Here is an 11,187-nt window from a genome sequence, read left to right on the forward strand (position 1 = left end):
TAAAGCACCTTCCTGTGAAGCGCTCTTGGCGCGTGAGACGAAGGCGACCAGTCGACGCAGGCCGTCAAGTCCGATCATAGGTGCTGCATCCGTTGTGTCTACAGGTGTATTCCCATTGGTACGTGGAAAACCTGCACTCAGCCCTCAAAACCAGAGGCTTCAATCTGGAAGACACCAGCCTCACGCAGGCTGAGCGCGTGTCAACTTTGCTGACCTGCGTGTCCGCCGCCTTTATCTGGGCCTGTGTGACGGGCCAGCTCCTGGCCGCCAAGCAGCCCGTGAAACGCAAGACACACGGACACCGCACGGTGTCCGTGTTCCGATTGGGCCTTGATCATCTCCATGATCTCCTGCTCCACCCGTCGCCCTCGTCCTGGCGGGCTCTTTACACGCTCATGCCAAATTCCACGTTGGAATCAGGCCACGCGCATCGTTGACCCCGACACGGCCTCTACACAGGGCCACCCAGATTTGGTCCAACGTACGCTGCCTCTTGACGCGAATCATCCATCGCGTCCATGGCGCGATTTAAGCGTTCCTGTTTGATGGAAAAGTACGCCATGACGGCAATGATTGGGAGGAAGACGGCTAGCATCAGGATCATCGGTGTGCCCCCTATCAGAGAGTGTAACGCTCGAGTGCCACGGGTGCGTCAGCACATGTCGTGGCTGATTTGACGTACCTACGGTCCAGTTTTGACCGGTAGTCAGCTCGGATGCTGCGGCCCTTCAGGCGAAGTCACTCGCTGTTGATCCCCCGATCAACCGAGCGAGGCGGGTCTCGGAAAAAGGACGTTGCACCGGGCGTGGAGACTGTTCGGTGCTCTCCTGAACAGTCGCACCATGAGGGGCAACGTCCTTAGTCGTGGGCCACCGGCACGCGGTCCAGGGCGCGCAGCACGTCGTCAATCAGGTCTGCCGAATCCTCGATACCCACGCTCAGGCGCACCAGGCCCGGGGTCACGCCCTGACGCAGCAGTGCTTCCTCGCCCAGCAGGGCGTGGGTGGTGCTGGCCGGATGGCAGATCAGGCTTTCCACATCGCCCAGGCTCACGGCCTGCGTGAACAGCTGCAGTTCGTCGGCAAAGGCCATGGCAGCGGCGCGTGATTCCAGTTCCACACTCACCAGCCCACCGAAACCGCTCATCTGCCGGGCGGCCACCTCGTGCCCGGGGTGTTCCGGCAGGCCGGGGTACAGCACGGTCTTTAACCCCGGGTGGCCCTTCAGGGCCAGGGCCAGCGCCTGCGCGCCCTCGCAGTGGGCGGCCATGCGCAGGGGCAGGGTCTTCATGCCGCGCAAAAACAGGTACGCCTCGAACGGGCCCAGTGAGGCCCCCACGTGCCGCAATCCCACGCCGCGCAGTTCGGCCAGCAGGTCCGCGCGGGCCGCCACCACCCCGCCAATGGCGTCGCCGTGGCCCCCCAGATACTTGGTGGCGCTGTGCATCACGAGGTCAATGCCGTGTTCGGCGGGCCGCGTCAGGGCCGGGGTGCTGAAGGTGTTGTCCACCACCGTCAGGGCGCCGGCGGCCTGCGCCGAGCGGGCCACCCACCCCAGGTCAACAATGTTCAGCCGGGGATTGGTGGGGGTTTCCACCCAGATCAGCCGGGTTCTGGGGCCTATCAGGGCGTCCATGGCGGTCTCGTCGGCCGCCTCGTGCACCACCACGCCAAACTTGGTGGCCACCTCGTGCAGAAAACCCGTGGTGCCCCCATACAGCGGCGCCACAAAAATCACCTCGTCGCCGGGCTGCAGCAGGGTCAGGCAGACCGCCGATACGGCGCCCATGCCGCTGGCAAAGGCCACCGCGTCGTCCAGCCCTTCCAGATCGGCCACCTTGCGCTCAAAGGCGCGCACGGTCGGGTTGGTCAGGCGCGAGTAGAAGTAGCCCTCTTCCTGCCCGGCAAACAGCCGCTCGCCCCGCGCCGCGTTGCCGTAGCCGAAGGTGCTGGTGGCATAGATGGGGGTGGCGTGCGCGCCGGTGGCTGGGTCAAGGCCATGTCCGGCGTGCACGGCGCGCGTCCGGAACGCCTGTCTAGGGTTGTGTGCCATGCCCTCACTGTACGGCAGACCCATGAACAAACGTTCGTTTTGTGTGGGCCGTCCAGCCTGCCCGACCGCTGCCCGGACGACGGAGGCTGTGGTGCGTCTGCTGAGGAGGGCCGCCCCCCTGTAACGGCCCTGTAATCCCCCTGTTCACATGCTCTGAAGGCCCGTCACCCAGCTGTCCTGGCTGGGCGCGGCCACCCTGAAAGGAGCCCTATGTACCGGCACATCTTGGTGCTTGCCACAGACCACCCGGCCAGCGCCCACGCCGCGCAGCAGGCCCACCGCCTGACCCGGGCCCTGGGCGGGCGCGTGACCCTGCTGCGGGTGCTGGCCACTGGGGGCACCTCCCAGCGGGCCGCCGCGCTGGCCCAGTTGCAGGCCCTGGCTGCCGGTGCCCGGCGCGCCCCGGGGGTGGCCGTGCTGGTGCTGGAGCCGCCCGGGGCAGAGCCTGCGCCCGCCATTGCCGCCTTTGCCACCCGCAGCGGCGCCGACCTGATCGTGCTGGGCCTGGGTGGCACAGGCAGCCCCGCCGATGACGCCCAGGGCGCCCTGGCGCTGGCGCTGGCGGTCCTCAGCGGCGTGCCGGTGCAACTGGCCGCCGCGCCCAGTCCGGCCCGCGTGGGCGGTCCGCCCTGGCTGCGGGTGGTGGAAGAGGCCGGCCCCAGCCGCAGCGCTCAGCGCCTGGGCGGCCAGAAGTCCTCCTGATGGGCGCAGTGGACCTGATGCGTGCAGTGGAGGAGAGGGCGCAGCGGCCAGCTCTGGGCCTGCCTGCCCCTTGTTTGCCTTTTTCCGGAAGCCTAGACTCGCGGGGGAGCAGGCGGTGCGGTGCTGTTCCTGCTGGAATGGGTGGGGCCCCGCGTCTTGCGTGCCCCCTGCCTGCTCCCTCCCGAGGTGCTTCATGACCCAACTGACGCTGCGTTCGCTGGGCCGCGCGGAGGTACTGCGCGGCGGCCAGCCGGTGAAGTGGGAGGCCGAGAGTGCGCGCGACCTCGTCTTTTTCCTGATGGCCCACCCCGAGGGCCGCAGCCGTGAGGACATCATTCATGGCCTGTGGCAGGAAGACGGCACGGCCCGCAGCGGCAACCGCTTTCGCGTCACCCTGCACCGGGCCCGCGCCGCGCTGGGCGACCCGGGCAGCATCACCGAAGCCTACGGGGCTTACCGCCTGTCTGGCGAGGTGCTGCGTGCCAGCGATGTGTTTCGCCTGTACGCTGCCCTGGCCGACGCCGAACACGCCGAGGGCGACGCGCGCTTCTTCGCGCTGGGGCAGGCCATTGCCGAGTATGGCGGCGATTTTCTGCCGCACGTTCAGGCCGACTGGGTACACTCGGCGCGCGAGGAACACCAGGCGGCCTACACCCGGGCGTGTCTGGAGCGGTCGGTGCTGCACTGCGAGCAGCTTCACTGCGAACTGGCCGTGCGCGATCTGGTGGCGGCGCTGCGGCGAGACCCCTTTCTGGGCGAGAACCATCATCAGAAGCTGATGACCTGTCTGTCGGTGGTGGAAGACAAGTACGCGGCCACCGAGCATTACCGCCGCTTCGTGCGCTTTCTGCGCGACGACCTGAGTGACGCCCCCATGCCTGAAACCGTGGCCCTGGCCGAGCGCATCAAGGGCGGCGAGCGCATCTGCGGGCACGGCCAGAAGGCGCCCACGCCCCTGGCCCACACCTGTCCCCTCACGCCCGATGGCCGCTGTCCTGGGCCCTACGCCGACCTGCTGACCCTGGAATAGCTGCCGGCCCACGCGCTGCTCAGGGTGCTGGCACGCCGGTCAGGACCTGGGCCGCCGCCTGCAGATGGGCGCGGCGAAAGCCGTGGGTCACCAGAGCCGGCAGGGGCAACTGCGCGGCGGCGTCCGGGGCCCACAGCGCCAGATGCACGGCGGGGGCCGGGCGCGCGGCCAGCCGGGCGGCCAGGGCCCGCGTGGCTCCGGGAATGGCCCAGCGGTCAGTGGTGGCCAGCAGCGCCGGGGCCCCCGCAAACCGCGCCAGCAGGGCCTGGACGGCGGCGGCGTCTTCGACCGGGGCGGCGTGCAGGCCCGGCAGAACCGGGCGCAGGGCCTCGGCCAAGGCGTTCAGGCCCAGGTGGTCGCCGTACGGACCGCCCAGCTCACCGGTTTCCGGGGCAAACAGCAGCGCGGGGGCGGCCGGGTCCAGGGTGGGCACCGCGCCCCGGTGTTCCAGCGCGCCCCGGGCCCAGCGGGCGGTGGCGGCCTCGTCCTGATCGCGCTGGGCCGGGCTGTAGGGGCGCGGAGAGCCGGGAAAGCGCGCGGCGGCCTGTGCCAGCCGGGCCACCGCCTCGTCCACCCGGGCCGGGTCCAGGGTGCCGTCCAGCAGCGCCGTGTCCAGGGCGGCGGCATGCAGGTCGTGCAGGGTCTGGTCGCCGTGGCCGCACACCAGCACCGCGTCGGCCCCGGCGGCCAGGGCCAGCGCGGCGCCGCGCCCACCGGGGTAGCGGTCAGCCACGGCCTTCATGTCCATCGCATCGGTCACGATGACGCCGTCGTAGCCCCATTCCCCGCGCAGCACGCCCCCCAGCAGGGTGGGCGAGAGGGTGGCGGGCCGCTCCGGGTCCAGCGCCGGGTACAGAATGTGGGCGGTCATCACACTGCCCACCCCGGCCTGCACCGCCGCCCGGAACGGCACCCACTCGCACGCCTCCAGTTCGGCGCGTGTCTTGCCCACCACCGGCAGGGCGAGGTGGCTGTCCACGCGCGTGTCGCCGTGGCCGGGGTAATGCTTGACCGAACTCAGCACGCCCGCCGCCTCGCTGCCCCGGGCCCAGGCCACGCCCAGGCGCGCCACCAGCGCCGGGTCCGCGCCAAACGAGCGCTCCCCGATCACCGGGTTCAGGGGGTCCACGTTCACGTCCAGGCTGGGAGCGTAGTTCCAGTTGATGCCCAGTTCTAGAAGGCCCCGCGCGGCCAGGGCGCCGGCCTCAAAGGCGGCCCCCTCGTCGCCCAGTACGCCCAGACCCTGCGGAGTGGGCGGCTGCGGGCTGTCCAGGCGCCGCAGCACCGCGCCGCCCTCCTGGTCGGTGGCGATCAGGGCGTCGCGTTCCAGGGCGTCACGAATGTCGGCCACCAGGCGCGCCGTTGCTCCGGGGGTGGGCATGTTGCGGGCAAACAGGCACACGCCGCCGGGGTTCAGGGCGCGCAGCCAGCGGCCCAGGGCCGGGGTCAGCTCGGGCCCGGGCAGGTCCACGATCAGCGTGCGGGCAGGGGAGGGTGCAGCGGGGGCGCGCATGGGTTACCTCGTGCGGGTGACTTTGGCCAGTCGGGGCGGGGCGTCGGGGTTCTCTCCCCGGCGCAGGGCGGCGTGGGCAATCAGCAGCTGCGCGGCCAGCGCCGAGACCGCCGGGTCAGTCAGGGCGTGCCCGGTGGGCGGAGTGGGCAGATCGGCCGCCTGCCCCGGCACATCGTCGCCAATCAGGGTGATCTGGGCGCCGTAGCCGCGCAGGGTGCTCAGGCTGTCGGCGGTAAAGGGCGCCGTGGCGTCGCGCGCCTGGAAAAACAGCGCCGGGGTGCCGGGTTCGGCCAGTCGCGCCGGGCCGTGGGCAAACTCGGCAGTGGAAAAGGCCAGGGCGCCCACGCCCGCCGTTTCCTGCAGCTTCAGCGCGGCCTCGGCGGCCACGCCCGCGTGCAGGCCCCGGCCTAGCACCAGCGTCGTCTGGTCGCCGGTCAGGCGCCCGGCGGCGGCCACGGCGCGCTCTTCCTGGGCCAGCACCGCGTCCAGGGCGCCGGGCAGGCGGTGCAGGGCGGCGCTCAGGGCCTCGTCGGGGCGCCACGCGCACAGCAGCTGCGCGCCCAGCGTCAGGGCGGCCAGGTAGCTTTTCGTGGCGGCCACGGCGCGTTCCTCGCCCGCGTGCAGCGGCAGCACGAGGTCGGCGGCGTGGGCCAGCGGACTGCCCAGGGTATTGACCAGCGCGCAGGTGAGCGCGCCGCCCCGGCGGGCCTGGGCCAGGGTTTCCACCAGATCGGGGCTGCCCCCCGACTGGCTGATGGCCAGCACCAGCGCGCCCTGGTAACTCACGTCGGCGTGGTACACCCCGGCCACGCTGGGGGCCGCGCTCACCACCGGCAGGCGCAGATGCGTTTCGATGCCGTAGCGCAGCGTGGTGGCCGCGTGGTCCGACGATCCCCGGGCCAGCGTGACCACAAAGGAGGGCGCAAAAGCAGCGATGGTCTGGGCCGCGCGCTCAATGCTGGCGTCCCCGGCCTGCCGGGTCACCACCTGCGGCGCCTCGCGGGCCTCACGCAGCATCAGGGGCTCGCTCATTTCACCGCTCCTTCCATGCCGCGCAGAAAGAGGCGCTGGGCCGCCAGAAACACGAGAAGTACCGGCAGCATCATGATGATCGCCCCGGCCGCAATATTGAACGGGTCATAGTTGAATTGCCCCTTGAGCTTCAGCACGGCCACGGCCATGGGTGCCTTGTCCGGCGCGCCAGACAGCACCAGCATGGGCCAGAAATACGCGTTCCAGGTGGTGACCATGGTAAAGATGCCCAGCGCGGTCAGACTGGGTTTGGTGAGCGGCAGCATGATGCGCGTAAGGATGGTCAGTTCGCCCGCGCCGTCCAGTCGCGCCGCTTCCAGCAGGGCGGCAGGCACCGACACGAACGCCTGACGCATCAGGAAGATGCCAAAGGCCCCGGCCACCGTGGGAACGACCACGCCCCAGTGCGTGCCCAGCAGGCCCAGGTGTTTCAGGGTCAGCGTGTTCACAATAAAGGTGGTTTCCGAGGGCAGCACCAGCGTGGCCAGAATTGCCCCAAAAATCAGCTCGCGCCCCGGGAAGCGGAAGCGCGCCAGTGGGTAGGCCGCCAGCGCCGAGATCAGCAGGGTGCCGGCCACCGTCAGCGTGGTAATCACCACCGAGTTCCACAGCGCCTTGCCCAGCGCGAAGGTCCGGAACACGTCGGCAAAGTTGTGCAGCGTCACGCGCGCTGGAATCAGGCTTTGCGGAAAGGCGTAAATAGAGGTGCCGGCCGTCTTGTCTGTCAGGGCAATGGCCAGGGTCCAGATGAAGGGAAACAGGGCGAAAATCAGAATCAGGCTCAGCAGGACGTAGCGCAGCGCAGTCCGCAGGGGGCGGCGCCACGCCACGGTGCGCCGGGCCGCGCGGGCCGGCGAGGCGGCGGTCAGGCTCATGCCTCTTCCTCCTCGGGACGGTTAAACAGCTTGAAGTTGAGGTAAGACAGTGCCAGCGCCACCGCCGCCACCACCAGGCCCGCCGCACTGGCCAGCCCGTAATCAAAGTCAAAGCCCTGGAACGCCTTGGAAAAGACGTACATCAGCGCGGTGTAGGTGGAGTTCAGCGGGCCGCCGTTGGTCAGCACCAGCACCTCTTCAAGCACCCGCAGCGCGGCAATGGTGGACAGCAGCGTGCACAGCAGGATGGTGGGGCGCATCAGGGGCACCGTGATCTTCCAGAAGCGCTGCCACGCGCTGGCGCCGTCCAGCACCGCCGCTTCTTCCAGTTCCTCGGGGATGTTCTGCAGGCCCGCCAGGTACAGCACCATGTAGTAGCCAAAGCCGCGCCAGAAGGTCACCAGCATGACGGCCCAGAAGGCCCAGACCTCCGAGTTCAGCCAGCCGAACTGCGCTTCAGGCGTGGTCAGGCCCAGGTTGCGCAGCAGCCAGTTCAGGGTGCCCTCGCGGTTGAACACCCACTCCCACATCACCGCCGCCAGCGAGATGGACGTGACCACCGGCACATAGAAACCGGCGCGGAAGATGGCCATGCCGGGCAGCTGCTTGTTCACCAGCACCGCCACCGCCAGCGCGGCCAGCTGCAGGGCCGGCACCACCAGCAGGTATTTCACGCTGTTCTGCAGCGACGTCAGAAAGAGGGGATCGGCAAACAGTTTTTCAAAGTTGGCCGTGCCCACCCAGCGGGGTGGGAGCCCCTGCCCAAAGCGCGCGCCGTTGTACTCCGTGAAGCCCAGGTAAGCGCCGTACAGCAGCGGATAGAAGGTGAACACGCCCAGCAGCACCAGGGCCGGGGCCAGGAAGGTATACGACAGCAGCGTCGTGCGCCAGGGAACTCGCATGCAGTGTCCTTTAGGAGAGGGGGCTGGGGGCAGGCCAGCAGCGGGAGAGGCGGGGCGGGCAGCGCGCAGCGGCCCGCCCGGAAGGTTCGAGCGGGCCGTCTGCGCAGGCGCGGGCAGGGTTTCTTCCCTGCCCGGCAGCCTTTACTTCTTCATGTTGGCGTTCCAGTAGGCGGCGGCGTCGTTCAGGGCCTGCTGCGCGGTCTTGCGGCCCAGCAGCGCGGCTTCAATGTTGTCGTTGAAGTTCTTGTACAGGTCGTCACTGTTGCCGGGCGCGCGGTAGCCAGGGTTGATAAAGCGGCCCGAGGCGCCCACCAGACCGGTGGCCTTGGCGATGGGGTCCTGGCTGGTCACGCGGAACTGCACGGCGGTCTGCGCGCCCAGGGTGGTGGGCACCACCGGCACCACCTTGGCAAAGGCCAGCTGGTTGGCGTTGTTGGTAAAGAAGGCGGCCAGCTTGGCGGCGGCTTCGGGGTTCTTGCTGGCGCGCGGAATCACCAGGCCCATGCTGCCCCCGGTCTGCACGTTGGCTGGGCCCACAGGCGCGTTGGTCACCACAGTCTTGGCGTACAGGCCAGGGTTGGTGTCTTTAATCCGGGTCAGGGCCTGTGGGCCGCCCACGATCATGGCCACGCGGTTTTGCGCGTACAGTTCGGTGGCCAGCTGGAAGGCTTCGCGGCGCACCGCGTCTTCGGGGATATAGCCGCCCCGGAAGAGGGTCACGTACTGGTTGAGCAGGGCGGCGTGGCGCGCGCTGTTGAACACGGCCCGGCCGTCGGCGCTGTAGATGGGCAGGCCCTCGGCGTAGAAGAAGCCCAGGAAGGAGGCGGTGTTGGGGTCTTTCAGCGCGGGCACCCAGCCGAAGGCGCCGGTCTTGTCCTTGATGGTCTTGGCGTAGCTCAGCATCTCGCTGCTCGTGCGCGGCGCGCGGCTCAGGCCGGCTTTTTGCAGCAGCTCGGGGTTGTACAGCAGCACGCCCTCGTTGATCCAGCCGTACCAGGGGTAGGCGTAGACCTTGCCGCTCTGGGTGAAGTTGCGCAGGCTCTGGGCGTAGAAGGTGCGGTTCAGGGTGGCTGCGGGTGTAAAGTCGCTGGCCGCGCGCAGGAAGCCGTTCTGCGCAGCTTTCTGGGTCTCGTCAATGTTCAGGTTCACCACGTCCGGCGCGTTGCCCAGGTTCACGCTGGAAATAAAGTCCTGCACCATGGAGTCCTGCTTGTCAAACCACTGCACCTTGATGCCGGGGTTGGCCTTTTCAAAGGCGGCAATCGTGCTCTTGATGTAGCCATCGAACTTGGGGCTCAGGTACCACGTCCAGAAGGTCACGGTGGTCTGGGCGTTCGCGCTGGACAGGGCGCTCATGCCAAGGCTCAGGGTCAGGATGCTCAGGGCTCGTTTCATGGTGTCTCTCCTTATGGGGACGTGGGAACCAGAGGGGGGCACTTAGTACTTCTTCTCGACCACGCTTTCGGCGGTCACGCGCAGCACGGCGGCAGCTTCGGGGCGGCGCGCGAGCAGCCCGGCATACAGCACTTCCAGCACCAGCGTCTGCGAGATCAGGGTGTCCAGTACGGCGTCGGTCAGCGGTTCCTCCTGGCGGGATGTGAACAGGACTTTGCTGGCGTAGCGGGTCACGGGCGAACTGGCCCGGTGGGTAATGGCAACGGTGTAGTGCCCATGGCTCTGGGCCAGGCGCAGGTGCTGCACGGTGTCGATGGTGCTGCCGGAACTGGTCAGGCCGATCACCACGCCGCCCCGGGGCAGGGTGGAGATACTCACGGCCGCCACGTGGGGGTCGGTGTAGGCCACGCCGGTAATGCCCAGGCGCAGCAGGCGGTGCGCGAACAGCTGCGCCACCAGTCCCGAATTGCCCTGTCCGGTGATGTCCACCCGGGGCGCGCGGGCCAGCTGGCTGGCCACCGCTTCAATCACATCCGGGTCCAGCAGGCGCCCGGTGTCTTCCAGGGTCAGGGTGCTTTGCTTGACCAGCCGGGCAGTGTGGCCGGTCAGATCGGTGTCGGTGGTCTGGGTGCTCGTGTCGCGCCCGGCCACGTCGGCGGCCAGGGCAATCTTGAAGGCGTGAAAACCAGCGAAGTCCAGCTTGCGGCACAGGCGGGTGATGGTGGCTTCGCCCACGCCCGCCGAGGCGGCCAGTTCGGTGATGGTCTGGTGCAGAACGGTTTCGGCGTCGCGCAGCACGTGGTCGGCCACCTGTTTCAACGAGGGGGACAGGCTGTGGGCGTGAAGCCGGATACGGCTGATGGCGCCCTGGGAATGGGCCGGGCGAGCAAGCGTCTGACTCATGGGCCTCCTTGGCCTGGGTCGGCGGTGTGGTTGATGAAGGTATCTTGAGTCTGAAAATTATTTTTGTCAAGTTTTGAAAAAACGGGGCGTGCATTTTCAATGGGGGTGGGGGGAGGGGATCAGGGCGTGCCACACACCACCCCGCCTCGTGTCAGTGGGTAGTTCAGCTCTACGAGAAAAGCTGTGTGCCCCCGTTTTGCCCCCTGAGCGCCTGACGTCTTCCTGACCGTCTGAAAAAAATTCTTCCCTGGACTTGACAGTTTGAAAAAAGATTTGCATGATGCGACTGTTCAAACAACCTGTTCCCGGAGCCGTCATTCCCGCTTGACCCATGAGGTGAGGTATGCACAAGACTGCCGCTCGTTTGACCGCCCTGCTTGCCCTGAGCCTGGCCCTGGGGGCCTGTGGCCGCGAGTCCCCCACCACCCTCGGCAGCGCCGCGACCCTGCAGGGGCAGGCGACGGGGTTGACGGCGACGTTTGACAGCACGGGGGCGTGGGACACGGGCTTTACCGGCCGCATCACCCTGCGCAACCCTGGCCCCAGCGCCATCCAGGGCTGGACCCTGAAGTTCAAGTTCAATGGCACTGCCGCTGCGGGCAGTTCGGTCTGGGGCGCCGGCGGCGCCATCAGCCGGGACAGCAGCGGGCTGTACACCGTCACCCCCAACAGCTGGGGCGGGGCCACCATTCCGGCGGGCGGCAGTGTCACCATCGGCTATGACGGCAGCGGGCAGCTCAGTGGGGTGAACACCTGCACCCTGAACGGCGCCAGTTGCAGTGG

10 protein-coding genes and 1 pseudogene are annotated in these 11,187 nt (G+C 68.4%); 4 read left to right on the plus strand and 7 right to left on the minus strand.

Features of this window, described 5'->3' with window-relative positions:
* Positions 1 to 116 precede the first annotated feature (116 nt).
* Positions 117 to 437 (plus strand): annotated as a pseudogene (locus tag C8263_RS18430) (IS4 family transposase); the annotation flags it as partial.
* A gap of 421 nt (positions 438 to 858) precedes the next feature.
* On the opposite strand, the gene C8263_RS18435 reads toward C8263_RS18430, so the two are convergent.
* Positions 859 to 2,052: a trans-sulfuration enzyme family protein gene (locus C8263_RS18435; RefSeq protein WP_107139580.1), complete on the minus strand. Its 1,194-nt coding sequence runs from the start codon at positions 2,050 to 2,052 to the stop codon at positions 859 to 861.
* A 210-nt stretch (positions 2,053 to 2,262) separates the two neighbouring features.
* On the opposite strand from C8263_RS18435, the gene C8263_RS18440 reads away from it, so the two are divergent.
* On the plus strand, positions 2,263 to 2,754 hold the full coding sequence (locus C8263_RS18440; protein ID WP_107139573.1) for a universal stress protein: 492 nt from the start codon (positions 2,263 to 2,265) through the stop codon (positions 2,752 to 2,754).
* A 193-nt stretch (positions 2,755 to 2,947) separates the two neighbouring features.
* Entirely contained in the window at positions 2,948 to 3,784 is an 837-nt protein-coding gene (locus C8263_RS18445; RefSeq protein ID WP_107139574.1) for an AfsR/SARP family transcriptional regulator, read from the plus strand.
* A gap of 19 nt (positions 3,785 to 3,803) precedes the next feature.
* Here the strand turns inward: C8263_RS18445 and C8263_RS18450 are convergent, their stop codons facing one another.
* The 6 genes from C8263_RS18450 to C8263_RS18475 all read right to left on the minus strand — a co-directional run bounded on the left by C8263_RS18450 (position 3,804) and on the right by C8263_RS18475 (position 10,404).
* Entirely contained in the window at positions 3,804 to 5,297 is a 1,494-nt protein-coding gene (locus C8263_RS18450) for a glycoside hydrolase family 3 N-terminal domain-containing protein (protein ID WP_107139575.1), read from the minus strand.
* A gap of 3 nt (positions 5,298 to 5,300) precedes the next feature.
* Positions 5,301 to 6,329 carry an SIS domain-containing protein gene (locus C8263_RS18455; RefSeq protein WP_233218921.1) on the minus strand — a complete coding sequence of 343 codons (1,029 nt, stop codon included), beginning with the start codon at positions 6,327 to 6,329 and terminating at the stop codon, positions 5,301 to 5,303.
* A complete protein-coding gene (locus C8263_RS18460) occupies positions 6,326 to 7,204 on the minus strand; it encodes a carbohydrate ABC transporter permease (protein ID WP_107139576.1) in 879 nt (292 codons plus the stop codon). Before C8263_RS18460 ends, C8263_RS18455 begins: the two co-directional genes overlap by 4 nt.
* Complete coding sequence (locus C8263_RS18465; protein WP_107139577.1) at positions 7,201 to 8,106, minus strand: carbohydrate ABC transporter permease; 906 nt, start codon at positions 8,104 to 8,106, stop codon at positions 7,201 to 7,203. The genes C8263_RS18460 and C8263_RS18465 overlap by 4 nt, the downstream gene beginning before the upstream one ends.
* 141 nt (positions 8,107 to 8,247) lie before the next feature.
* Complete coding sequence (locus C8263_RS18470) at positions 8,248 to 9,501, minus strand: ABC transporter substrate-binding protein (protein ID WP_107139578.1); 1,254 nt, start codon at positions 9,499 to 9,501, stop codon at positions 8,248 to 8,250.
* Between the two features lie 42 nt (positions 9,502 to 9,543).
* Complete coding sequence (locus C8263_RS18475; RefSeq protein ID WP_107139579.1) at positions 9,544 to 10,404, minus strand: MurR/RpiR family transcriptional regulator; 861 nt, start codon at positions 10,402 to 10,404, stop codon at positions 9,544 to 9,546.
* A 343-nt stretch (positions 10,405 to 10,747) separates the two neighbouring features.
* On the opposite strand from C8263_RS18475, the gene C8263_RS18480 reads away from it, so the two are divergent.
* The coding region (locus C8263_RS18480) for a cellulose binding domain-containing protein (RefSeq protein ID WP_199188449.1) at positions 10,748 to 11,187 on the plus strand (440 nt) is incomplete at its 3' end.

The organism is Deinococcus arcticus, assembly GCF_003028415.1.
Lineage (GTDB): Bacteria > Deinococcota > Deinococci > Deinococcales > Deinococcaceae > Deinococcus > Deinococcus arcticus.

What these genes read in the sequence shown, in the direction of transcription:
- C8263_RS18435 (WP_107139580.1), bottom strand. Translation starts at nt 2,052, where the DNA reads ATGGCACACAACCCTAGACAGGCGTTCCGGACGCGCGCCGTGCACGCC.
- C8263_RS18440 (WP_107139573.1), top strand. Translation starts at nt 2,263, where the DNA reads ATGTACCGGCACATCTTGGTGCTTGCCACAGACCACCCGGCCAGCGCC.
- C8263_RS18445 (WP_107139574.1), top strand. Translation starts at nt 2,948, where the DNA reads ATGACCCAACTGACGCTGCGTTCGCTGGGCCGCGCGGAGGTACTGCGC.
- C8263_RS18450 (WP_107139575.1), bottom strand. Translation starts at nt 5,297, where the DNA reads ATGCGCGCCCCCGCTGCACCCTCCCCTGCCCGCACGCTGATCGTGGAC.
- C8263_RS18455 (WP_233218921.1), bottom strand. Translation starts at nt 6,329, where the DNA reads ATGAGCGAGCCCCTGATGCTGCGTGAGGCCCGCGAGGCGCCGCAGGTG.
- C8263_RS18460 (WP_107139576.1), bottom strand. Translation starts at nt 7,204, where the DNA reads ATGAGCCTGACCGCCGCCTCGCCGGCCCGCGCGGCCCGGCGCACCGTG.
- C8263_RS18465 (WP_107139577.1), bottom strand. Translation starts at nt 8,106, where the DNA reads ATGCGAGTTCCCTGGCGCACGACGCTGCTGTCGTATACCTTCCTGGCC.
- C8263_RS18470 (WP_107139578.1), bottom strand. Translation starts at nt 9,501, where the DNA reads ATGAAACGAGCCCTGAGCATCCTGACCCTGAGCCTTGGCATGAGCGCC.
- C8263_RS18475 (WP_107139579.1), bottom strand. Translation starts at nt 10,404, where the DNA reads ATGAGTCAGACGCTTGCTCGCCCGGCCCATTCCCAGGGCGCCATCAGC.